Source organism: Chitinophaga sp. 05T412, assembly GCF_056396465.1.
The window spans coordinates 157958-181761 of sequence record NZ_JBFTLN010000006.1 but is presented as its reverse complement, the minus strand read 5'-3'; the positions used below and the strand labels follow the sequence as shown (position 1 = coordinate 181761).

Annotated in this window: 19 protein-coding genes; 3 read left to right on the top strand and 16 right to left on the bottom strand. The window is 45.2% G+C overall.

Annotated features, from left to right (window positions below):
- Positions 1-32: 32 nt before the first annotated feature.
- Together AC1DFM_RS15230 and AC1DFM_RS15225 are read left to right on the top strand one after the other, a co-directional pair.
- A complete protein-coding gene (locus tag AC1DFM_RS15230) occupies positions 33-1847 on the top strand; it encodes a 7TM diverse intracellular signaling domain-containing protein (RefSeq protein ID WP_477077588.1) in 1815 nt (604 codons plus the stop codon).
- A gap of 136 nt (positions 1848-1983) precedes the next feature.
- A complete protein-coding gene (locus AC1DFM_RS15225) occupies positions 1984-2901 on the top strand; it encodes a PorP/SprF family type IX secretion system membrane protein (RefSeq protein ID WP_477077587.1) in 918 nt (305 codons plus the stop codon).
- Here AC1DFM_RS15225 and AC1DFM_RS15220 read toward each other — a convergent pair.
- From AC1DFM_RS15220 to AC1DFM_RS15175, 10 genes are all read right to left on the bottom strand, one after another.
- A complete protein-coding gene (locus AC1DFM_RS15220; RefSeq protein WP_477077586.1) occupies positions 2882-3571 on the bottom strand; it encodes a hypothetical protein in 690 nt (229 codons plus the stop codon). The two genes, AC1DFM_RS15225 and AC1DFM_RS15220, sit on opposite strands and share 20 nt — an antisense overlap.
- Before the next feature lie 53 nt (positions 3572-3624).
- Entirely contained in the window at positions 3625-6084 is a 2460-nt protein-coding gene (locus tag AC1DFM_RS15215) for a glycoside hydrolase family 31 protein (protein ID WP_477077585.1), read from the bottom strand.
- Positions 6085-6219: 135 nt separating this feature from the next.
- Complete coding sequence (locus AC1DFM_RS15210) at positions 6220-7782, bottom strand: RagB/SusD family nutrient uptake outer membrane protein (protein WP_477077584.1); 1563 nt, start codon at positions 7780-7782, stop codon at positions 6220-6222.
- 23 nt (positions 7783-7805) lie between these two features.
- Positions 7806-10760: a SusC/RagA family TonB-linked outer membrane protein gene (locus AC1DFM_RS15205; RefSeq protein WP_477077583.1), complete on the bottom strand. Its 2955-nt coding sequence runs from the start codon at positions 10758-10760 to the stop codon at positions 7806-7808.
- Between the two features lie 366 nt (positions 10761-11126).
- Positions 11127-12728 carry a DUF6377 domain-containing protein gene (locus AC1DFM_RS15200; RefSeq protein WP_477077582.1) on the bottom strand — a complete coding sequence of 534 codons (1602 nt, stop codon included), beginning with the start codon at positions 12726-12728 and terminating at the stop codon, positions 11127-11129.
- Positions 12729-12854: 126 nt separating this feature from the next.
- The gene (locus AC1DFM_RS15195; protein ID WP_477077581.1) at positions 12855-13301 is read right to left on the bottom strand and encodes a copper resistance protein NlpE; all 447 of its coding nucleotides are present in this window, start codon (positions 13299-13301) and stop codon (positions 12855-12857) included.
- 132 nt (positions 13302-13433) lie between these two features.
- The gene (locus AC1DFM_RS15190; protein WP_477077580.1) at positions 13434-14267 is read right to left on the bottom strand and encodes a ferritin-like domain-containing protein; all 834 of its coding nucleotides are present in this window, start codon (positions 14265-14267) and stop codon (positions 13434-13436) included.
- 26 nt (positions 14268-14293) lie between these two features.
- Positions 14294-15013, bottom strand: coding sequence for a ferritin-like domain-containing protein (locus AC1DFM_RS15185; RefSeq protein ID WP_477077579.1), 720 nt, complete (start codon positions 15011-15013; stop codon positions 14294-14296).
- 231 nt (positions 15014-15244) lie between these two features.
- Entirely contained in the window at positions 15245-16642 is a 1398-nt protein-coding gene (locus AC1DFM_RS15180; RefSeq protein ID WP_477077578.1) for a S41 family peptidase, read from the bottom strand.
- A gap of 111 nt (positions 16643-16753) precedes the next feature.
- The gene (locus tag AC1DFM_RS15175) at positions 16754-16906 is read right to left on the bottom strand and encodes a lmo0937 family membrane protein (RefSeq protein WP_477077577.1); all 153 of its coding nucleotides are present in this window, start codon (positions 16904-16906) and stop codon (positions 16754-16756) included.
- A 246-nt stretch (positions 16907-17152) separates the two neighbouring features.
- On the opposite strand from AC1DFM_RS15175, the gene AC1DFM_RS15170 reads away from it, so the two are divergent.
- Entirely contained in the window at positions 17153-17608 is a 456-nt protein-coding gene (locus AC1DFM_RS15170; protein ID WP_477077576.1) for a PA2169 family four-helix-bundle protein, read from the top strand.
- Positions 17609-18033: 425 nt separating this feature from the next.
- Here AC1DFM_RS15170 and thiH read toward each other — a convergent pair whose 3' ends face one another.
- From thiH to thiC, 6 genes are read right to left on the bottom strand one after another with little or no spacing between them, the layout of a single operon-like run.
- Positions 18034-19143: a 2-iminoacetate synthase ThiH gene (gene thiH / locus AC1DFM_RS15165; RefSeq protein WP_477077575.1), complete on the bottom strand. Its 1110-nt coding sequence runs from the start codon at positions 19141-19143 to the stop codon at positions 18034-18036.
- 31 nt (positions 19144-19174) lie between these two features.
- Entirely contained in the window at positions 19175-19948 is a 774-nt protein-coding gene (locus AC1DFM_RS15160) for a thiazole synthase (protein ID WP_477077574.1), read from the bottom strand.
- Complete coding sequence (locus AC1DFM_RS15155; RefSeq protein ID WP_477077573.1) at positions 19936-20568, bottom strand: thiamine phosphate synthase; 633 nt, start codon at positions 20566-20568, stop codon at positions 19936-19938. The genes AC1DFM_RS15160 and AC1DFM_RS15155 overlap by 13 nt, the downstream gene beginning before the upstream one ends.
- The gene (locus AC1DFM_RS15150) at positions 20565-21317 is read right to left on the bottom strand and encodes a hydroxymethylpyrimidine/phosphomethylpyrimidine kinase (protein ID WP_477077572.1); all 753 of its coding nucleotides are present in this window, start codon (positions 21315-21317) and stop codon (positions 20565-20567) included. Before AC1DFM_RS15150 ends, AC1DFM_RS15155 begins: the two co-directional genes overlap by 4 nt.
- Positions 21293-21874: a thiamine phosphate synthase gene (locus AC1DFM_RS15145; RefSeq protein WP_477077571.1), complete on the bottom strand. Its 582-nt coding sequence runs from the start codon at positions 21872-21874 to the stop codon at positions 21293-21295. The genes AC1DFM_RS15150 and AC1DFM_RS15145 overlap by 25 nt, the downstream gene beginning before the upstream one ends.
- A gap of 19 nt (positions 21875-21893) precedes the next feature.
- Positions 21894-23750: a phosphomethylpyrimidine synthase ThiC gene (gene thiC / locus AC1DFM_RS15140; RefSeq protein ID WP_477077570.1), complete on the bottom strand. Its 1857-nt coding sequence runs from the start codon at positions 23748-23750 to the stop codon at positions 21894-21896.
- Between the last annotated feature and the right edge of the window lie 54 nt (positions 23751-23804).

The following is a 23804-nucleotide window of genomic DNA, read 5'->3' as shown; positions in this document are numbered from 1 at the left end:
GCCCATACGAAATACCCGATACATAGGACCGGATGTCATTCAAGAAAGTAAAATATTTATTCCTTATACTGCTGTTGGTTGTCGTTAGATTAAACGCGCAAACCATACATCTTTTAACCAATGATGCTGTTTTTCAGGTTAAAACGTTTTCCGTACTAGCTGATCATCAGTATAGTTTTGATCGGATTCTCACAGATACTTCGCTCCGTTTTGTAGAACAATCGTCGTTAGCAACTGGCGATGCAGATTATTATTGGGCGAAAGTGGTATTGGAAAATCCTTATCCGAATCAGGAAAACTATCACCTTTCGTTATCGCTGCGATTGAATTATACGATATATTTTTTGGACAGTACAAAGGACAAGTGGCATCATTATAATGTCGGCCTGGGAATATCCGATAGGAAAAGAAACAGAGAGACCGCCTCTCTTTCTTTTCAGGGAGATACAAAGAGTACATTGTATTTGAAGATAGATATCCGCGATGTTCGTTCTTATGGATATAATATTCGTCCAGCTATTATTTTGGAGAAGGAGTTATCTTTTGATAGCCGGGAAAAGTTTTTATGGTATTCCTGGCTGATTGGAATTTTTATCCTGACCAGTTTTTTGGTGTATAGTTTATATACCTGGTGGCAATTAAAGGATAATATTTATGGCTGCTACCTGGCCGTGCAACTCGGAGGGATTATTTTTGTAACCTCATTCAAGCACTTCTTTAACCTGCTTTTTCCTTTGAGTATATATAATTTAAGGTTAAGTGCCGATGGTGCTGTGCATGGATATGATTTGAATGCTTTTTGCTTGCATATAGCTTCGGCATTGATTGTTTCCGGGGGTATTCAACTCGCCAGGACTTATCTCCGGACCAAAAGCTTACTGCCGGTTTGCGATAAAGTGCTGAAATACCTGATGTATAGCTATGTTGTATTTGCTATAGTGCCGGCAATCATTACGATTTCCGGTTGGTATTACCTGGACCACATTACTTTGTGGTATGATAATATATTCGTGGTGGCGATTATGTTGACAGTTGTTTTCACCGGTATCCTGGCCTATAAGTATAAAGTGAGGGCTGCCAAACAATTTTTACTGGCAAACCTATTACCCTTGTTCTTCGTTACTTTACACGCTGCTTATTTTATCATCCATTCTTCACAGGATTATGTGATTACGCATTTGCTGTTGCCGGAAATGGGGATCTTTTCTGAGATATTTACTTTTGCGGTTGCCTTGCTGGCCCGCATCAGGGTGGTAAGTGATGAACTGAAAATAAAGCAGCTGGCACTGGAAAAGTTGGAGCTGGATATTGCACAGGCTACCCTTAAATGCGCGTTGATCGAAAAGGAAAATGAGCTGATTGGAGTAACCATACAGCAGGAAAAAGATAAAAATGATCAGCTGCAACAGAAGCTGGAAGCCAACCAGCGTGAACTGGTGGGCAACAGTCTGTATATTCATCAGAAAAATAAATTGCTGGCAGATCTGAAAGATCAGCTACAGGATATTGACAATCTTTATCCACATGTTAAGCATCCTGGGTTAAAAAGTATAAAATCTTCTTTGAAAGATGGCCAACACCTGGATGCTGAATGGGATAAATTCAAGTTACATTTTGAACAGGTACATCCGGATTTCTTCGAGAATCTGCAAGCCAGTCACCCTACATTAACTAAAAATGAGTTGAGGCTGTACGCATATTTTCATATTCATTTGTCCACCAAGGAAATTGCGGCATTATTGAATATAGAGCCAGCCAGCGTGCGACAGGCAAAAGCCAGACTCAATAAAAAGATGAGTAAACCCAGAGGTCCACATTCTTCTTCTTCCACAGAGAATACACTCTAACTAACAGGAAATCAATGTAATTATTCATTGAGGTGATGAAAAAAGGCGCTCTGTATACACTTTGTATATACTCGTTTCTCGTTTTTTTCCTGTGAATGCGCTCTCTTTACAGCCGCACTATTTAAACCGGGCGCAGATGATGTGTAACAAATCCTATATCCAACTTATATTATTACCTGTTTTTCTCATCTTGTCCGCGCAGGTGCTGGGGCAATCTTTTAGCAAAGTGCCGGCGTTGTTAGAGCCGTCCGGCACGCAATATTTTCAGAATCAGTACCTGGCTAATCCGGCCATGGCAGGTATAGACACGGGGTTACACATTAATGCATCTTACCGGAATCAATGGAACGGAATCAATGGGGCGCCTGTCACTAAATTTTTGTCGGCAGATGGAAACGTTGGTAACCGGGTAGGCGCTGGATTGCGGGTGTTTAATGATGCTGCGGGTTTGCTCAATCGTACCCGTGTGGCGCTGACCTATGCGTATCATTTGCCACTGAGTGATCGTGGGCATCAGCTCAGTTTGGGTCTTTCACTAGCGCTAAATATGCAACGGTTAAATACCAAAGAACTGAATGGAGATCCCAATGATCCGTCTATTGGGGCATTCAACCGCCGTGATGATTATTTTGAAGGAGAGTTTGGAATGGCCTATACCAATGGTCACCTGAACCTGCAGGCGGCTGTACCCAATATAAGAGCGTTAGTGACCGGTGATCACAACGAAGTAGATGGTGGTAATACTTTTTATTCAGCCGCTTCCTACCGCTTTACGCCGGAATCGGTGGTGAGCAGCGTGGAGCCAAAGGTTTGTTTTCGTGGCATACGCGGCTACGACAATATTGTGGATATAGGCGTTAACGTTGGTTTATTGCATGATGTAGCTAACGTAATGGCCATGTATCACACTTCTAAAAGCATTACCACCGGGATTGGAGTAGATGTCATGAAAACATTGGCCATACGGGTATTGTATGGTGTACAAACCGGCGGCATCAGCACTTATGTAAATAATACCTATGAAATAGGCGCTACTATTCACCTTTTCCGGTAGTTGTTTTTTCTTTTTTAGGAGAAATGAGGTTGTACATGGCTACCAGTGCAGAGCTATCCCGGCTAATGGTATCAATCCGGTTATTGGCCCATTTAAAATGATAGTAGTCGTATGTTTCGGAAATGGGAGCGGTAGTATCTTCCAGGTCTTCGCTATAGTTGAACTGCTCCAAAATGCCCATCCAGCCACTTTGTTGATGATGATATAGCCAGGAGGTTTTTCTCATGGCATCTCCGGCATCACCCCACGACTCCGCCAGTTCCGTTTCGAAGGTGATGGTATTTGTTTTTTTATGCCAGGCAAATAGTTTGATAGAAGAGGATTCATACTCAGAAGGGGTTCTGGTAATCAGTCCAACAGTATTGGCATCCAGATCAAATTTGTAGCAAGCATAGTAGAAAGGCTCATATCMTTCAGCGTAAGTAGGTAGTAGTTTCAGTAGCAAAGTGTCAATCAGTGTGCCCTGATATCTCCATTTAGTATCGGCTGCTTCTGCTTTATTGTCTACCTCCACAGTATCTCCTATGAGTGGTTGATATAGTTTCAGCAACTGATTAATATCTGATTTGGCTACAGTATCGGAGGTAAGTAAGGTATTGGGGTTTTGTTGGTTGGATGCCGACTGACAAGCAGCGAGTCCAATAAAAAGCAGCAGTACATAATATTTCATTATTCAAATATAAAGAAGACCCCCCGGAAAATCCAGGGGGGCCGTTCCTTTTATTACAAATCCACGTTAATGACCTGATTACCATTGTCAAAGGTTGCCTGTTGTACAATGCAACGCTCTGCCGGAATAGAAAACCCTTGCGGATCAAAACGGGAAATAGGTGAAAGGAAAGTATAGCCGCTTGTTTGTAATGGAAGTTGGCTACCATTTACGGAGATACTTTTTTGCTCATTAAAGCCGTGGAGTAATAATTTGATGTAATGAAATTTTGAAGAATAACTACCAGCTGCTTTTTCGAAAATGATCTTTTTATCGGCCGGCTGGTAGGTGATGGTACGTTGGTAAAAGACGCCTTTTTCATTATCAAAACTTTCTCCATCATCTTCATAATAAACAAAGGAATGTGGCTGATTGCCGTTGTAAATATGGAGAAATAGCGTGTCTGATGGCTTCTCTGCCGTGTTTTGTACTAACGATTGCATCGGTATAATGCTGCTCTCTTTTATATATACTGGCAGGGTTTTGATATTCAGCGGTGTAATTACTTCCTGGTTGCCATTGGTCAAGCTATCGGTATAGAGGTTGTACCACTTGCCAGCCGGGAAGTAGATAGATCCGAACTCTTTAGTGCTCTCGAAAGGAGCAATCATAAAGGCGCTGCCATAGCCGTATTGGTTCTGGAAGCGCGTATCATATACTTTGGAATCGAAGGTATTGGTAAGTGCCAGCGTACGCATAACGGGCATGCCTGTACGGGTAGCTTCATACATGGAACTGTACAGGTATGGAAGCAGCTGGTAGCGCAGATTCACATAGTTGCGGGTAATTTCCAGCACCTCTTCTCCATACGCCCACGGTTCAGACGATTTGGTATTAACACCGGTATGATTACGGAAATAAGGAATGAATGCGCCAATCTGCATCCAGCGGGCATAGAGGCTCACGGTAGGATTGCCGGTGAAGCCGCCGATATCCATCCCGGAAAATGGCATGCCGCTAACGCCTAAACTATTTAGCAGACGTACGCCGAGTAGCATATGATCTTCTTCTGCGCGATTGTCGCCGGTCCAGATGGCGCTATAACGCTGAGAGCCGGCATAGGCGGCCCGTGTGAGCAGGAAAGGGCGTTTCTTTAATTCCTCGCGGCTGCCTTCGTAGCTGGCGCGTACCATCTGGAGACCGTAAATGTTATGTGCCTGTTGATGTGTAACCGGGTGACCTTCGTAGTTGAATAATACATTGTCGGGCATTTTTTGTCCCCAGGTGGCAATTTCATTCATGTCGTTCCAGATGCCGCGCACACCGTCATGGATATACGATTTAATTTGTCCTTTCCACCAATCGCGACCTTTTATGCTGGTAAAGTCCGGAAAGTGGCACCAGCCGGGCCATACCTGGCCGGTATAGTTTTGACCATCACTGTATTTGATGAAGATGTTTTCTTTTTTGCCGTTTTCATAAGCGGCGTAGCCATCTTCTACTTTAATGCCGGGATCAACAATCACAGTGAGTTTAAAGCCCATGTTATCCAGCTGTTTAGTGAGCTGGGCGGGGTTGGGGAAGCGGTTTTTGTTCCAGGTAAACAATTTGTAGGCATCCATATAGTGGATGTCCAGTGTAATGCCATCGGCGGGAATTTTTTTCTCGCGGAGGGTTTGCGCAATACGCAATACTTCGGTATCGGGATAATAGCTGTAGCGGTTCTGTTGATAGCCGAGGCTCCACAGGGGCGGCATGGGCATACGACCGGTAAGGGCCGTGTAAGAAGCAATGATATCAGCCATTTGCGGATGATAGATCACATAGTAGTTCATCTCCCCTCCTCTTGCGCCAAAAGAAGAAAACCGGTTGTTGCTGGCGCCGAAGTTAAAGTCGCTTTGAAAGGTATTGTCGAAGAAAATACCGTAGTTAACGTGGTGATGTATACCGATGTAAAAAGGAATAGTAGCATAAATCGGATCCTGGTTGGTGGCGTAGCCGAACTTATCGGAGTTCCAGTTCGTATAGCCTTCACCTTTACGATCCAGGTTTCCGGTTTTTTCGCCCAGTCCAATGAATCTTTCTCCTTCCTGCATTTTTTTGTACGTAGTAACGTCGTTGCCGATCCAGGAGGTGGTTAAGCCTGTTTCATCCTCGTTAATCACTTCTCCCGAAGGGGTAAAAAAATGAATGGAAAATGGATTTTTTGTGATACGAAATTGCAGGGAATCGGTAGTGACACTGATTTCCCGCTCATTTTGTGTAGTCTGTACCCGGGTAGTTACCGGCTGTGCAATTACGGCATAAGAAAAGTCAGACGTTAGCGGATGCTGGTCCATTCGTACGCGCACCACAGATGGGCTATACACCGTGATTTCTGCGTATGCATTTTCCGCAGAGATCCGGATTTGCTGACCGGAGATATTGACGGTGTTTATCTTGCCAATCGTTTTTACCTGGTTTTGTGCCTGGAGAGAAAGGCTGCACAGTAACAGTAGCCAGTGGGACTGCCTTAACAGAGCTTTAATATTCATATAAGCGTTTATTTCTACACAAAAAATTCCCTACCGCAATACAGACGTAGTGCGTAACAGTGATATCAGTAATAAAAGGACGGAGATATTGCTACAGGCGGGATCATACAGATCCCGCCTGTAGCAAAAGATATTTTAGTACCCTGGGTTTTGTTTCAGGTTTGGATTTACAGCGAGAGAGCTGGTCGGAATTGGATACACCAGATTTTTTTCGTTGTCTGCTGGCTTCAATTGCCATGGATCGAGGAATTTACCAAAGCGGATCAGATCTTGTCTTCTCCAGCCTTCCCAATACAGTTCGCGGCCTCTTTCATMGAGGAGTGTAGCGAGAGTTAAGGCAGGAAGTACAGACGCACCGCGTTTTACACGCAGATCATTTACGAGCAACAAACCGGCGCCGGCATTATTTGTTCTCAGTTGTGCTTCTGCTTTCATCAGGATAACATCTGCATAACGGAAAAATACAAAGTCGTTAGCTGCTTCGTTGCCACCGGAAGACTTGTTAGAAGTCAGCAAATCCGGCACATATTTGATAACACGGATACCGGACATTTCTACCTGATCGCCGGTGGCCATTAATTCTACTGCTTCTGTAAAGATCAGTGGGCGTTGACTTCTGTCCAGTATTTTATTACCATTTTGATCATATTGTTGTCCAACCAGGAAACCTACTTTGGTACCCGTTAATTCTGTTAAGCCGGGATAAGCGCCACCGAGGCGGGAATCGCCAGCTTCGAATTTGTGGTAGAAGTCGGACAGGGTGGTAAAGCCGTTCCAGCCACTGGGCACCATGCTATAGTGCAGGGTACACATCCAGCGGCAATACACGTTGTTACCATTATCTCCACGGTTGGTGCTGATACCAGGACCATTTTGCTGGGTGAAGATGTTTTCTTTAGAGATGACATCATTATCACGGGCGAAATTTTTGAAATAGTCGCCAGTAGCAATGTTGTAAGCGCCTCCCCCTGTTGTGATTTGGTCTGCCAGCGTGATCACCTGTTGCATGTCGGCGGCGTCGAAGGTGGGCGTTTTACGGTTAATGAAAGTGCCTTTGTTCAGATATATCTTCATTAGCAGGAAACGCGCTGCATCTTTGTTCGCTACATAAGCGGGTGTAGCGGGCCTGTTGCCGAGGTTGGGCAGAATGGCGTTGAGCTCAGAAACCATGAAATCCACCGCTTCCTTTGGTCCCAGTACTTTGGGCGCTTTTAACAGGTCGTCATTAGGTTCGCGGTAAGGTACCTGGCCGTAGAGATCCAGTACAGTGAACATAGAGAGGGCGCGGAGGAACCGGGCTTCTGCATCCTGTTCAGCTGTTGGGTGAAAGTTTAATACGTTGGTAGCGCTGAATTGTTCCAGCAGCAGCCGGTTAAAGCTATTAGCAACATGCATGTGGTCGGGTGTCCATTTATGTTCATGCAGTGCGCGCCAAACACCACCATCGTCCCAGTCTTTACCACGTGTGGGTCCCAGTGCTTCATCAGTGGCTATTTCAGACATCCCCCATACCTGGGAAAAATCCTGGTAAGCCATCTGTAAATTGTTATAGGCTGTTTTTAACAGCTGATCCGCTTTGATAATCGAATCGGCCTGTTCTTTGGTGAGCGTGGACTCCAATTTTTCGTTGAGGTTGCAGGCGGCAAAACCAACGCTGCAAGCTACTACCACGAGTGCTTTAACTATATTGAAAGACATTTTTTCCAGTTTTGAGTGAAAGATTATAAGGAAAATGATAAACCAAACATCACAGATCTTGCAGTTGGATAAGGAGAATATTCTATACCGAAAGAACTTACTCCATTCAGGTTTTTATCTGTATTTACCTCAGGATCAAATCCACTGTATTTCGTGATCACTAACAGATTCTGGCCAGTCACATATACAGTAGCATTTTTAAATGCTTTTCCGAAATTACCGATGCTGTAAGAAAGCGTAACGTTATCCAGTTTCAGGAAATTACCATTTTCCAGGTATCTGGAAGAAACACCATTACTGTTGGTGAGGTCTTCTCCGTTACCGATTAATTTCTTAGCCGTATTAATAGATCCTAAGTTACCGATAGGCAGTACGGTGTTGGCAGTATTATTATAGATCTGGAAGCCAAACGCACCATGAGAGCTGGCAGACAGGTTCCATTTCTTATAATTTACACCAGTATTGATACCTAAAAGCACTTTAGGGTTAGGATTGGTCAGGTATTGGGGAGCACCGTCATTAGCGTATACATTCATGCCTTTGGAATCCAGTCCTTCCCATTTAGGCAGGTAGAAGGTATTCAAAGGATAACCATTGGCCAGTTTCTGTGCAGTAGCATTTGATACGCCTTGTCCGCTGATAGCACCGGTAAGTACATCTGGTCCTACATAGTTTGTCATTTCATTTTTCAGGTAAGTACCATTCACGCCCAGTGTCCAGTTCCAGTTTTTACTTCTGATGATATCTCCTTTCAATGCCAGTTCTACACCAGTGTTGATGATTTTACCCGGCAAGTTAATCCAGTAGCTGGAGGCAGGTGCAGGTTGGATGGCAGGGAAGCTGAATAACAGGTTGGTAGTGTTTTTAAAGAAGTAATCAACAGTACCTGAAAGTCTGCCTTTAATGAGGGCAAAGTCAAGACCTGCATTGAACTGTTTAGATGTTTCCCATTTCAGATTCGGGTTGGGTACATTCGCCAGTCTGGCACTTCCTCCTGGTCCCAGCTCATATTGGGCTTGTGCAGAACCAGCAGGGAACTCCTGGTTACCGGTAATACCATAGCCAACTCTTACCGCAAGATTATTAAAGAGTGTTTGGTCTTTCATGAAATCTTCCTGGGAGATATTCCATTTACCAGCAAAAGAAGGGAAATAGCCGTAGCGGTTGTTTTCACCGAATTTGCTGGAACCATCTGCTCTCATGGTAGCGGTCAACAGGTATTTATCTTTCAGGTTAAGAGATACCCTGCCAAAGAATGATTGTAATGAGGAAGATGGATTACGGAATGAGCTAATGTTAGTATTGATCTGAGACGGCGCCTGCAGAATATCTGTATAAGGAATGGCAAAGGTGGGGAATCCGGAAGCGCCCACATTTACACCGGAATATTTGAACTCCTGTACTTCATAACCTATTAATGCGTTCAGGTTGAAGTTGGGATTCAGTTGTTTGTTGAAGTTCAGGGTAGAATTGAATAACTGGGTATTTAATTCCGCTGTATTGTAAAGCGCAAGTCCCTGACCATCACGAACTTCTTTTACGTTGATATAACTCAGTATTTGTGCGCGACGTTGTCCAACCTGGTGATTTACGCTGTAAGTAGTTCTCAGTTCCCAGTTATCGTTGAATTTAAAGAACGGAGAAATGCTTCCCAGAATATAACTGATAGTGGCTTTGTCATCGAAAGCAGAAGACATGGCCAAAGGATTTACCGCCTTTCCTACTGGTAATATATTGAAAGAGCCATCGCTGTTGTAGATGGGCTGTGTGGGATTCCATTGGAGTGCTTGTCCGATCAGGCTACCTGTGAAGCCGGCATCGTTGGTAATGGGGGCCAGTTGTTCAATGGTTTGCGCTGCCATGATGTTGTAGTCAACACCCAGTTGTTTGCTTTCCAGGAATTTCTGCTGACCACTGAGGGTGGCGGTATACTTTTTCATACCGGTTTTTTTCACAATGCCTTCCTGGTTTTGCAAACCGAAGGAAGCCCGGTAACGGCTGGTTTCAGATCCACCGCTCATGGCTAAACCGACGTTCTGGGTGATACCGGTTCTCAGGATGGAACCTAATCCATCGGAACTACCGCCATAGTCGCCKGTGGTGAGGTTATATTGTTTGAGCGCTGATCTGTATTGGTCGGCATTGAGTACATCCAGTTTCTTCATGATGTTGCTCATACCTACGGAGTAATTCACATCCAGTTGGCTGGGGCCGGGAGTACCTTTTTTAGTAGAGATAATGATAACACCGTTGGCACCACGTGAACCATAGATCGCGGTAGCGGAGGCGTCTTTCAACACATCCATAGAAGCGATGTCGTTAGAGTTGATGAAGTTCAATGGGTTGGCATCAGGTGTTTGGCCCAAACCTGTCAGGTTGATTAGTGGGCGCGCCACACGACCATCTAACGGGATACCATCTACGACATACAATGGCTGATTACCAGCACGAACAGAAGATACACCTCTTATTCTCACGGTGGCTGCCGCACCTGGGGCTCCACTATTGTTGAGGATCATCAGGCCGGATACTTTACCCTGGATCAGCTGGTCCGGAGCAGTGGTAATTCCTTTATTGAAATCGGCTGCCTTTACCTGAGCAATGGAGCCGGTTACGTCTTTTTTACGGGTGGTACCATATCCTACTACCACTACATCAGTAAGGGTAGTGTTTTCCGCGGTTAGTTGTACGTTGACAGTCGTTTTGTTGGCAATACTTATTTCCTGTGGCGCATAGCCGATGAAACTTACGATTAAGGCGCTGGCTCCGGGAGCTACAGACAGCTTAAAGGCCCCATCTACGTCTGTGGTGGTACCACTATGAGTGCCTTTTATTTGAACAGAGGCGCCGGGAATGGCTACACCGCTTTTGTCAGTGATCTTCCCGGTAATCGTCTTATTCTGGGCGATAGCCATACCGGGTAGGGCAAATAATAGCATGCACAGAAAAAGATTTTTGATGAATCTTGTTTTAAGCATAAAGTGGATTTTTTAAGCAGTCAACGGTACTGCTACGTGGATTAAATGTTTTTCATTATTTAAGTGAACGGAAATAAGGCGTTGCTTGCAGAGAATGCCTCGGCAGTTATCAACGTGGATTCATTTGTTTTTTTGAAACGACCGGTGCCGTTTGTCTTCTTTGAATGGTTTTTAGTACTAGTTAGATTTTTGGTTTTCTTTTACTGATGAATCAAAATAAAAACACTAATAGCAGGTCAACAACTATTACAATTAAAATATAGAAAATAAACCCGAAAATGCCAAATGTAAATGCTGATGTATGTTGTATATCAATTTGTTATATACATATATAAAATATTTACATATTGATGGAATGAAGGCATTTTATAATGCTTTAATGCTCATAATATGGTTTTCAAACTCCTCATTGGGGACTAAAGAGCGCTTTTTGATTTTGGTTTTATAAGCATAAATGGTGTTAACAGAATACTCCAGGATGCTGGCAATTTTTTCATTATCGCTGATACCTATCCGGATAAGGGCGAAGATCCGGATATCTGTGTTCAATAACTCATTCTCTTTCAATACTACCTGGTTGTCTTTATCAAAAAGGGCATTAAACTCTGTGACAAAATGGGGGAATATTTTGAGGAATACCCGGTCGAAGTTGGTGAATAACTCTTCCCTTTCCTGCCGGATGTTAATATTGTTGACCACAAACCTCAGTTCATTGGGTTTGTTATCCGCCAGTTTTTGTTCCAGGCTTTGCTTCAGCTTTTCAATTTTTCCGATATAGGTAGCGTTGATATTAAAGCAATAGCCAACATACTCTTCTTTTATTTTATTGGCTTCCAGTAGTTGGTTATTAATTTCCTGTTGTTTCAAGTGGGCGGCTGTAATGATGCGTTGGGCGGCCTTGAGCTTTTGTACCTGCCGGAATACCGTGATGGCCAACACGACAAGTGCAATCAGCAACAGGGTAACAATTGACGCATAAATCAGCAATGATTTGGTTCTTTCTTCTGCCGTATTTATTCTTTCATGCTCAATAATGGGTAAAATACTACTTACCATCACCTTTCGCTGGCGGGCGCCGTAAAATACGGCTTCCCCGATGGCACGCTCAATACAGTGCGAGGCATTTTTGATATCCCCTCTTTCAAATAATAGGGTAGCCAAACTGTAACTAGCCATGGTTTCTTTGGTAGACGACCGGATATCTGCAATAGCGGAGCGGGTCATCAGGGCAATGGCGGTATCGGTATTATGCAGGGCTTCATAAATGGCACCCAGTGTACAGGCAGATACAGCGAGCTTACGATCGCTGATGCCCGGCGTATCCAGGTTGGGATAAATGGCCAGAGCGCCGGCCACATCTCCCATTTTAAATAATTGCAGCCCTCTATTATACCGGTAGTCAAAAGAATTAACGGGTATCAACTTCAGGGCGGAGTCAATATAAGCGCTGGCTTGTTTAATGTAGGTGGGCGTGTAATATCTATCCTGGTTATAATCTGCCAGGTCGAAATACAGCCGGCTTTTCATCAGGTAAAATTCGGTCCGGATGCTGTCTGGTGCGCCGGTGGCATCAATTGTATTTACATAAGCCGCTGTTTCGGTAAACATCCCGGACGACAGCAATACATAACCAATCTTAATTTTGGAAGCGGTGATATATACCGGATCATGTAGTTGTATCGCCAGCTGCTCCAGCTGCCGGGCATATACAAAGGCGGAATCGAAGTTGAATACTTTATAAGCGTTATAGAGTTGCTCGTAGATGTGAAACCGCCCGGCGGGATCATTGATGACGGCCGGCAAGCCGCGCTTAATGCTGTCAATACCTTTTAATTTAATGGAATCATAGACGGCTGATTTTTCCATGGCCTTATTCAGCTCCCGGAGTAAACTGTCGGTAGACGTTTGACTATAGGTATGGGTAGCAGTTATCAGTAGTAAAATCAGATAGCCCAAAAATCGATTCATAGCATGATTGAGTGATAAAAGGTCACAAGGTCAACGCTAAATTTAAGCGACTTTTTTGATAAAATGTAAAGCGCCGGTTTATTTTAAACCGGCGCTTACTTATCATTCAATTTTGTTGTAAAAAAGCTATAAAACCTTTTTTAGGGTATAATTATGATTACTTTCTATGACCCGCTGCTCTATATCGAGCATTTTCAACTCATCACTATTCACCTGTTGAAAATAGCGTTGAAGGTTTTTGTCTTTGTCGGGGTTGAGTTGTATCACAGTGGCGCCAGGATCTGCAGGCGTGCCATGCAGCACTACATAGTTGCCTTCGCTGGGAAATGTCTGATTTTTGCCCAGGTAGGTTTCTTTCAAGGTAAAGTTAGTTTCCGGTTGCCGCTGCAGGGTGAGCTCTGTTACAATGCCTTCACAGTCGGCGCAGGGAAGTGTACCTGTATAAGTTACCTGGGTAGCAGTATCTGCATCTGTCGATTTGGTTGTTGTAGTATCTGTTCCTCCGGTATGTTTGCCCGCCTGTTGACAGGCGGCAAAGATGACACATGCTAACAATAGTGGCAAGCGTTTCATAAAGCAGGTTTTCAGATGATAACAACGCCGGAGCGCTATTGTTTTTAATGGATGATCCTTCTTCCATATATTACGTGGCAAGGCCGGCCCTAAAGAGCCAGCCTGTTCTCCATCTGACCAACTGATAGCGTACTAAGCTTTTATAAATAATTTGGCAATATTCAGTACATCTGCCATGGCTAATGGTTCATCAAAAGACTCGGATGCTCTGTCTGCACCGATGTTTCCTAATGCCGAAATGTTTATTCCTGCCTGCGTTGTTAATTCTTCTCCGGCATAAGTGGCATCTACATGAGTATCAGCAATGCCACTCTGATTGAGAGTGATCCAGGGTTTAAGTGCGGTTGTGGCGCCTAATTGGCCAATAGCGCGGCGCATGGATCTGATATGCGAAGCATGACGGGCCTCTACAGAATGAATACTTAATGCAGCCGTTAGTACGGTAGCATTGCTTTGGATATTCCCGGCCTGTCCTTTATAAGCCCGAACACCGGTATCTTCAAAAGCCTGTGCTATCGCGAGAAATACGTTGTAATCACTGAAAACCGTCGGGAATACACCACCTGCGGTGAAGTCAAACGTAGGACTGTCCAGCGAAGTACCCATGCTGCTCAATACACCTTTTAAGAAAATGACGTGTGCATTTTCATGCTTTTGTATGGTTTGTATGGCGGCTTGTGCAGCGGGCGCCATGATAAGGCCAGGGGTGTTTACACCTTTGGTATAATAGGCAGCCTCGAGGTATTCCAGTGTCAGCGCATACTTCAGTACATCTATCACGGACGTACCGGGTGTTTGTGCATATGCTTTGTTAAACATGCTACCCAGCGCAAAAGGAATGGCGGCCAACGCAATTTTACCACTGAGGTTGGTGAATTGCTTCATGGCGTTGCGGCGGGAATCCAGCCTGTCGTATACTTCGGGATCGATTTTCTCGATTTCTTTGAAAATATTAAGAAGGTCCATATGATCAGTATTTTAACAGGTGAAGCTTATTTAGGCAAAGTGTTGGTGTCGATCTTTGTTTTAACATAAGTGCCGGCAATGGCGAACACTTCGGCGGGAGTTCTTACTTTATCCAGACCATTAGCGTCTATCACATCTGTATCTGCGAAAGATCCGGGGGAAATGAGGTCGCGGATATAGGCCGCATGTCGTGCCTCTACAGACACAATTTTTCCTGCCAGCCCCAGATATACTAATCCGGTAGCTGTTTTAGAAATGTATTGAGCGGCGCCATTATAGGCGGAAACGCCGAGGTCTTCAAAAGCTTTTGCAGTACCCAGTACACTGTCCCGTTTAGAAAAATCTATGCTGCTGAAGTTTACTTCAAGTCCTGCGATGGCGCTGGTACTTAATGCTGCTTTAAAGAATTCGCGGTGACCAATTTCATGATCCCGGATGTTCTGAAAGAAATCCAGTTCGGTAGAGGTCATGCCTGCATAAGGAGAGTTAACTACCTGCGTATAAAAGGCTGCTTCCAATTGTTCCAACGCATAGGCATAATTGAGTACAGCTACATCGCCTGTACCTAAACTTACGCCATTACCACCCGGGGTATTGTTATTATCATCTTTATGGCAACTGGCTGCTACAGTAGCGGCGGTAACAATGGTAGCTCCCATACCCAGGTATTTCAAGAAGTTACGACGCTGCATATTGGGCATAACTTCTTTACCCTCATCCCGAAGGGAGGTTTTCATAATGTGCATAATGTGAAGTTTTACGTGATGAGATAATACAAGATCACATGCTCTGTTATACAACAGTAGCGGGTTTCATTGATGCCGGCAGGTACGCTCGCGCAGACACCTGATCGTCATATACGGGGACTTGGAAAAATCGGTTTTAAAAAAAGGAAAATATTTGAAAGAATATAAGAAGAGGTAGTAAGGGAGGAGATTTATTGGCCACAGTATGATGTAGCCAATAAATCAGGGTAGTTATTTTTCCAGAAATTGTTGTGCTGCCGTAATCCAATTTTGTGTGTGGGATAGTTTTATAGCGGGTTGTACGCCTATATTGTCAATCCCTTGTCCCATCTTAATTCTTCTGCTTTTGGTGGTAGCGTAATACAGGGTGTATGGTAGGCAGGGAAGCGCTGGTGCTTCTCTTACATTTGCATAATCCAGTACGCCTGCTGTGGCTTCTCCCAATAGGGTTACTTTCTTACTTTGTACTGCTTCCATCAGAAATTCTTCTGTGGTACTGGCACAGCCTCCGTTGATCAGAATGGCTACTTTTTTAGGATAGGTACTGATGCTGTCGTATGTGGCTGTCTCGTCTTTAGCTGCACTGACGAAAGATCCTTTGTGCTGTTCCATATTCTCAATGATTTCAGCAATTTGTTTTTTCAGTTTTGCGGGAAGATCATCCATGGCTAATAATGGTTTCCATCCGTTGATATTTTGTTCTGTAGCCAGTACGTCCACCCCGATTTTCCTAACGGGATTGGTATACAGGTACGGAGTGATATGGGCATAGGTGAAGTCGGCGCCGCCGCCATTATCCCGGACATCTATGATCAGGTTCGGGGTTTTATCCAGCAATGCTTTGTACGCATTCAGGAGCGAATCAATATTGGTAGCGTTCTCCTGGTCGAAAGAACGGATTTTGAGATAAAGCGTTTTTTCAGATAGTAATTTACCATCAACCAGTTCTCCGGAGTAGTCTTCTTTAGCAGGAGGTATCGTGCCTTCCCGCTGCCAGCTACCTATTGTATTAGGAGAGGTAACAAGAAACGTTTCGATGTAAGGGGTATGATCTCCATAATAGGAAATTCCAAGGAGTTCACTTTTCTTATCCGATTTTTTTAGCTCCAGTTTAACCTGTCCCGGTTTCCAGGTAGCTCTTTTGGAGTCGAGAATTACACCTGCATATTCCCTGGTTGGGCTTGTGCTTTTGATGATGGCGATACGGTAAGTTGAGTCCGGGTTCCTATAAATGCCTTCTATACTTTTGGATTGTTTTAGTGTCTTTAGTTGTTGTTGGGAAAGATGTATATTTTCTGTTGCTGACACTATTTCTTGTAAGGCGTTGGCTGGCAAATCATTTCCCTTAAAATGTATATGCCTGTCTTTAAAGAAATTTAACCAGTCGTGAATCAATAATGCACAATGTTGTGTGGAGGTCACTCCTTTTGTTGCGGTAAGAATTCGCTGGGTGTGTGCTATATATTCCTTATTGGTGGCGCTGGTTACTTTATCGGTGAATCCTGCATAATTGTGGGTAATCTGGTCTTTAACGTGGAGGAATTCATCTGTGCAGTTGCAGTGTTGTGCCATCACAGGAATCCCGGCAAACAGGAAGAAAAAAGGGATCAATAAATACTTCAGGTGCATCGACATGGGTTATTTAGGAACCCAAGATAATTGAATTTCTGGGGAATGTCGGGTGTCAATAGGCTTTTTTGCTGTTGGTCTGAAACAGGGTGGTATAGGATGAAAATCATCCTATACCGCTCTGCCTCTGATAATATTGATGAGGATCGCAATAATAGCCAGCACAAGCAAGGCATGTATTAATGATCCTGCGGAATAAACAAAGAATCCGAGTACCCATCCTATAATTAGAATTACGGCGATTAAATAAAGAAGGCTATTCATTGTTTCAAGGATTTGGTTCAGGAATATCTCTAAAAATTTATGCCAATCCGGTAATTGCTTTGTTTACAGTCATCTCAACATCGTTGACCCTGCTGTGTTGTGGAAGCTTCTCCACCATCCGGGACAAAAAAGGACGGGTACCGCAGGTATATTTCTCTGGAAGTACTTGTTGATAAAGGCTTTGGTAAAATGGAAACATTTTTGAAAATGAAAAGGTACCTATCTTTTTAACCTAAAATTTTTATTATGCTTCAGGAAGACAAATTGGCAACCCTTTTAAGTGATCTCATCAAAATCAATAACGACCGGATTGAAGGGTACAAGATAGCCAGGAACGCCAGTAATGATGCAGATGTGAAAGCATTGTTTCAACATATGATCAACGATAGTGTAAAATATGTGGAGGTGTTAAATCAGCAATTGGCGGCGCAGGGCGCAGATACTACTACAGAAGGCACTATCAGCGGAAAAATATATCGCACCTGGATGTCTGTAAAAACCATCTTTACGGGAACTGACCGGTATTCACTTTTTTCGTCCTGTGAATATGGGGAAGATGCCGTACAACGTGCCTATGCGGATGCACTGAGTAGTGCTGTATCCATGCCTTATAGTGTACGGGAGCTGATTTCCAGCCAGCGGGCCCGGCTGAAGGAAGCGCATGATACAATAAAAAGCTACCGGGATGTAGTCAGTCAATGAGCATTTTGTGCATTTAAATCGGATCTGTTCTTTTTGTTCATATCACTGCTTACTGTTGTTGTTCAGAATGACCATATTACTTTTGATATTATTAGATTCCAATCATACTTATCTTAATAAGTAATATGGCAACTACGGGATTTTCGGTACAGGGCTGCTTCAGCAATTGAAGCAGCCCTTTTTATGCCCTTTCGCACTCCTGATCAGGGCCTGTTCATTCTTAAAAAGCGAGGTGAAAAAGAGGGCGCTGTTCATTTGAATCCGGTCTGTTCATTTTGTTCAGTTTGATTTGTCCCTTTTTAAATTCTATTAGCAGTGCTACCTTTAGTATGATTGAGAGAAGTAATTTGAAGCTTGTAATACATTTTAACCTCCCCATGAAAAACAACAATAATAACGAGGTGGTCTAACCAACCACCTTTTTTTTATCCCGAAAAGGAAGTATCCCAATCTTTCCAAACCGGCTCATACCCCTGCCCTTTCAGCATCTCCGCAATAACAACCGCACTCCGATCGTCCGAAATTTCAAATTGTTCCAGAGATTGCGCATCTACCACATATCCACCCGGATTAGTTTTGGAAGCCGCACTCATGGCGGTAATGCCCAAATGCACGATATGATCCCGGAACTTTTCCTCCTCCCGGGTAGAAATACTGAGCTCTACTTCCTGATTCAGCAACCGGTAAGCACAAATCAATTGTACCAGTTCCCGGTCGGTCATCACCACTTTAGGCGTAAGTCCTCCGGAAAATGGCCGCAGACGCGGAAAGGAAATACTGTACTTCGTTTGCCAGTACTTTTTCTCCAGGTAGCTCAGGTGCAGGGCAGTAAAGAAACTGTCTGTGCGCCAGTCTTCCAGCCCTATCAGTACACCCAGCCCCATTTTGTGGATACCCGCACGGCCCAACCGGTCCGGAGTTTCCAGCCGGTACTCAAAGTTCGACTTCCGCCCTTTGGGATGATGCTTTTTATAGTCATCCTGGTGATAGGTTTCCTGGTATACCAGCACTGCATGCAGCCCTTCTGCTGTTAGCTCCCGGTAGTCTTGCTCGTCCATCGGTTGCACTTCCATAGAAATATTGGAGAAATGAGGCCGAAGCAATTGCAGTACTTTTTTGAAGTACTCTGTCCCCACCTGCTGATGCGCTTCTCCGGTTACCAGCAACACGTGATCAAACCCCATCTCCTTGATAGCGGCTGTTTCCATCAATATTTCCGCCGGACTGAGGGTTTTTCTTTTGATTTTATTATCCAAACTAAACCCGCAGTAGGTACAAATATTCTGACACTCATTGGAGAGATACATCGGAATGTACAGCTGCATGGTGTTGCCAAACCGTTGTCGGGTAAGGGTATTGCTGACAGCCGCCATTTGCGCCAGGTAAGGCGCCGCCGCCGGAGAAATGAGTGCGGCAAAGTCGTCCAGCGAGCGACGTTGATGGTGCAATGCCTGCTCTACATCCCTGGATGTTTTAGCATAGATACCGGCTTTTACCTCGTTCCACTCATACTGATCAAATATGCTTTTAAACATGATGAAGGATTAAATAGATGATAAAATTGAATTAGGCTTCATCCAGGAAAGCAATTAACGGACTGGAAGCAATGGCTTGCTGACTGCTACCCGGCAAACCAGCTTCATAGGCCATGCGCCCCGCTTCTACTCCGGCTTTAAAGGCCAGGGCCATCTGTACCGGGTTACAGGCCACGGCAATGGCTGTATTCACTAATACCGCGCTAGCGCCCATTTCCATGGCCTGCGCCGCATGAGAGGGGGCGCCAATGCCGGCATCTACAATCACGGGAATATTGCTTTGCGCGATAATGATCTCCAGAAAGTCGATGGTTTTTAATCCCTTATTGCTACCTATAGGAGAGCCTAAAGGCATAACAGCAGCGGTGCCCACTTCTTCCAGCCGCTTGCACAGCACGGGATCAGCATGCACATAAGGCAATACCACGAATCCCAGCTTTACCAGCTCTGTAGCCGCCAGCAGGGTTTCCACCGGATCTGGCATCAGGTAGCGGGGATCAGGATGTATTTCCAGTTTGATCCAGTTGGTTTCTAAGGCTTCCCTGGCCAGTTGTGCCGCATACACGGCTTCTTTGGCAGTACGTACACCGGAGGTATTAGGCAGGAGGTTGAGCCGCGGATGTTGCAGATGCTGCAGCATATCATCTGCCTTGTTATCCATCTCCACCCGCTTCAGCGCCACCGTTACCAGCTCGCTGCCGGAAGCCAGCAGCGCACTTTCCATGATATCGGGAGAAGAAAACTTGCCGGTACCGGTAAACAACCGGGACGAAAACTGCTTGCCGGCTATGATTAAAGGCTCCATGTAGGGGTATGGTTTAGCTGTTGATGAATATGATGAACGATGCTTTGCTTGTCCATGGCCTGTGTAACCAGTCCACTTACGGCAATGCCATGTACGCCGGCTTCCATCAGGGCGGAGATATCATCCAGCAAAATGCCGCCGATGGCGATAACAGGGATGGTTATGTTCCTTTCTTTTAACGCCTGTAAAATTTGCTGATAGCCGCCGAGGCCCAGAATAGGACTCAGGTTTTGTTTGGTAGTGGTGAACCGGTAAGGGCCTACACCTACATAGTTGGCGCCGTCGGCCACATGCTGGAGAATGTCGTCCAGGGTATTGGCGGTACCACCTACTATCAGGTTGTTACCGGTAATGGCCCTGGCGGCGGCTACGGTCATATCCAGGCGGCCTACGTGTACACCTGCAGCGCCCACTGCCACGGCAATGTGTGGGTAGTCGTTGATGATCAGAGACGCCTTATACTGGTCGCAGATTTTTTTTACAGCTTCGGCTACCGGCAAAACAGTAGCCGGTGTTTCGTTTTTGATACGTAACTGAATCCACTTACAGCCGGCATCCAGTGCCGCTGTGATGTTACCGATATGGTCCGGTTGTGATATGTAGTGTAGTTTGCTGATCATATGTGATGATATCCTGTTAATGATGAATGACTGGCCAACAACTTTTCCGTATAGGCTTTGCCGTTAGCACACGCGTCGTGTAATGATTCGCCGTTGGCGAGGCCGGCGGTAATAGCGGCAGATAATACGCAGCCGGAGCCGTGTTTGGGATATACCCGCTTTAATACCGGTTCAAAACTATGTATCACATCACCGGTGTATAAAGTATCGTACCCCGGTTTGTTTTTATGGTGTCCGCCTTTCAGCAGTACTGCGCACCAGTCAGATAATTTTCTGGCGGCGGCTTCTCCATCTGTAAGCCCTGTTAGCGCTAAGGCCTCATCGTAATTAGGCGTGAGGAGATATAGCTCAGATAACAGTTCCTTCCAGGCCTGTTGTTGTATATGACCGTGGAAAGTAAAGCCTGCAGATGCTTTCAGGACGGGGTCCAGGATAATACGGATACCGGGCGACAATAACTTGACCTGCCTGACTAATTCCAGCAGAGATTGAATGTCTGCCATGATACCAATTTTACAATACTGAAGCAAAGGATTGCCGAGCAATGGTTTTGCCTGTGCCAGTATATGCGTTACCGGTAGCCACTCTACGGATACAAATTGTTCAGGTGTTTGCACCGTAATGGCGGTGCATACACCCAGTCCGGTTACCCGGTGCTGCTCAAAGGTTTTAATGTCTGCCAGCAAACCGGCTCCCCCGCAGGGGTCCAGACCGGCAAAGCTCATCACGTAAGGTCGCTCTTGTTCCATAATTCCTGAATGCGATAATAGTTTTCAACGGCCTTCGCCGGTGTTTGCCAGATAGCGCCTAATAAAGCGGCCCCATCAAACTGCCATTTTTTTAGTAAGATGATATTGGTATGGTCTACACCACCTAATGCAAGCACAGGCCGATGGTCTTTGTTGGTCAGCATGCCTGCTGCCCTGCCGGTATAGCCAGGTTTGGAAATGCTGTTGAATACCGGGCTTAACAGCAATATTGAATAGCGTGTATTCGTAACCGTTATTTCGTCTGCTGAGTGAATGCCGATACTGTTTTCTGTATATATGGTTGTTGCATGAAAGGCGCTGACGCCTTTACTCCAATGCACACCGGCAAGTCCGTATTCGGCTGCTAACAGCGGTTCATCGCGGATTAGCAGCTGGTTGTAATAGTCCGGTGGGATGTTGTCCAGCAGTGCCCGGTATTGTGCGGTTGTCCATCCTGGCTTTCTGAGTACTACCCGCGAAGCACCGGCAGATAATAGTGCTGCTATTATCTGCTTTTCTTCGTGTATACGTTCAGGTGATGTGATGACCCAGATCAAAATTATTTTTTAAATGTGGTTAAAAATAAATTTCTCCGCCCTGTGCCGCGAAGGCTTCCGCCTTTTCTTTCAAACCTGCATTTACGGCCTGTTCAGCTTCCATACCCTGTTCGGCCGCAAAAGCTCTGACTTCCTGCGTAATTTTCATGGAACAGAAATTAGGTCCGCACATAGAGCAGAAGTGTGCAATTTTAGCGCCTTCAGCAGGCAATGTTTCATCGTGGTACGAGCGGGCGGTTTCCGGATCAAGTGCTAAGTTGAACTGGTCTTCCCAGCGGAATTCAAACCGGGCCTTGCTGAGGGCATTATCACGGTGTTGCGCGCCAGGATGGCCTTTGGCGAGGTCGGCGGCATGTGCGGCAATTTTATAAGTGATCACGCCTTGCCGTACATCTTCTTTATTGGGTAAGCCCAGGTGTTCTTTAGGCGTCACGTAGCAAAGCATCGCACAGCCAAACCAGCCTATCATGGCGGCGCCGATGCCGGAAGTGATGTGATCGTATCCCGGGGCGATATCAGTGGTTAGTGGTCCTAATGTATAGAAAGGTGCTTCGTGGCAGTGTTCGAGTTGTTTGTCCATGTTGGCTTTGATAAGGTGCATGGGCACGTGTCCCGGACCCTCAATCATCACCTGTACCTGGTGTTTCCAGGCTATTTTAGTCAGTTCGCCGAGGGTTTCTAATTCTGCAAACTGCGCGGCATCATTTGCATCAGCGATGCTACCAGGGCGTAATCCATCTCCCAAAGAAAATGCTACATCATAGGCTTTCATGATTTCACAAATTTCCTCAAAGTGGGTGTACAGGAAGTTTTCTTTATGATGCGCCAGACACCATTTGGCCATAATAGAGCCACCACGGGAAACAATACCGGTGACACGTTTGGCGGTAAGCGGTATATATCTTAATAAAACACCGGCGTGAATGGTAAAGTAATCTACGCCCTGTTCTGCTTGTTCGATGAGGGTGTCGCGGAAAATTTCCCAGGTAAGATCAGCCGCTTTTCCATTCACTTTTTCGAGTGCCTGGTAAATAGGAACGGTACCAATGGGAACGGGGGAGTTCCGGATAATCCATTCCCTTGTTTCATGGATATTTTTGCCGGTGCTCAGATCCATGATGGTGTCCGCGCCCCAGCGGCAGGCCCATACTGATTTTTCCACTTCTTCTTCAATACTGGAACTTACGGCGGAGTTGCCGATGTTGGCGTTAATTTTCACCAGGAAGTTGCGGCCAATGATCATGGGTTCACTTTCCGGGTGATTGATATTGGAAGGAATAATCGCTCTGCCGGCTGCAATTTCCTGTCTTACAAATTCAGGCGTAATGTACTTTACAGGTGTGTTGGCGCCGAAGCTATGGCCTTTGTGTTGATCCCACAGTGCATTATTTTCTTCATATAATTTATCAGCGCATTGGTTTTCGCGGATGGCGATGTATTCCATTTCGGGTGTAATAATACCCTGTTGCGCGTAGTAGAGTTGAGTAACGTTTTGCCCGGATTTAGCGCGAAGTGGCTTATGGGTAAGGCTCATCAGGGGCATCTTTCCGCCTTCCTGCATGAGGCTTCTCACAAAGGGGCTGGTATATTGTGGCAGCTGTTCTACGTCTTTTCTGGCAGTAATCCATTCTTCGCGAATGCGGGGAATGCCGGTGCTAACGTCTATGGGTATATTAGGATCTGAGAATGCACCGCTGGTATCGTATACCACTACTGGTGCATTAGGCGTGGACGCGCCATTTCTGCCGTCGATGCGTGTATCCGTGAGCGTTATTTTGCGCATGGCTACTTTTATAGGATGGATATGGCCGTCTACATAGATTTTTTCTGATGCAGGAAAGGGTGTGCGACTGATGGCCGCAGGCTGTTGTTGCATGATGTCTGGATTTTTACAGATAGAAATGTCCGTTCCGTAATATCATACTACGGA

Bases quoted from the DNA above. Each gene is read 5' to 3' on its own strand.
- AC1DFM_RS15230 (WP_477077588.1), top strand. From the start codon at position 33: ATGTCATTCAAGAAAGTAAAATATTTATTCCTTATACTGCTGTTGGTT.
- AC1DFM_RS15225 (WP_477077587.1), top strand. From the start codon at position 1,984: ATGATGTGTAACAAATCCTATATCCAACTTATATTATTACCTGTTTTT.
- AC1DFM_RS15215 (WP_477077585.1), bottom strand. From the start codon at position 6,084: ATGAATATTAAAGCTCTGTTAAGGCAGTCCCACTGGCTACTGTTACTG.
- AC1DFM_RS15200 (WP_477077582.1), bottom strand. From the start codon at position 12,728: ATGAATCGATTTTTGGGCTATCTGATTTTACTACTGATAACTGCTACC.
- AC1DFM_RS15195 (WP_477077581.1), bottom strand. From the start codon at position 13,301: ATGAAACGCTTGCCACTATTGTTAGCATGTGTCATCTTTGCCGCCTGT.
- AC1DFM_RS15190 (WP_477077580.1), bottom strand. From the start codon at position 14,267: ATGGACCTTCTTAATATTTTCAAAGAAATCGAGAAAATCGATCCCGAA.
- AC1DFM_RS15185 (WP_477077579.1), bottom strand. From the start codon at position 15,013: ATGCACATTATGAAAACCTCCCTTCGGGATGAGGGTAAAGAAGTTATG.
- AC1DFM_RS15180 (WP_477077578.1), bottom strand. From the start codon at position 16,642: ATGCACCTGAAGTATTTATTGATCCCTTTTTTCTTCCTGTTTGCCGGG.
- AC1DFM_RS15175 (WP_477077577.1), bottom strand. From the start codon at position 16,906: ATGAATAGCCTTCTTTATTTAATCGCCGTAATTCTAATTATAGGATGG.
- AC1DFM_RS15170 (WP_477077576.1), top strand. From the start codon at position 17,153: ATGCTTCAGGAAGACAAATTGGCAACCCTTTTAAGTGATCTCATCAAA.
- thiH (WP_477077575.1), bottom strand. From the start codon at position 19,143: ATGTTTAAAAGCATATTTGATCAGTATGAGTGGAACGAGGTAAAAGCC.
- AC1DFM_RS15160 (WP_477077574.1), bottom strand. From the start codon at position 19,948: ATGGAGCCTTTAATCATAGCCGGCAAGCAGTTTTCGTCCCGGTTGTTT.
- AC1DFM_RS15155 (WP_477077573.1), bottom strand. From the start codon at position 20,568: ATGATCAGCAAACTACACTACATATCACAACCGGACCATATCGGTAAC.
- AC1DFM_RS15150 (WP_477077572.1), bottom strand. From the start codon at position 21,317: ATGGAACAAGAGCGACCTTACGTGATGAGCTTTGCCGGTCTGGACCCC.
- thiC (WP_477077570.1), bottom strand. From the start codon at position 23,750: ATGCAACAACAGCCTGCGGCCATCAGTCGCACACCCTTTCCTGCATCA.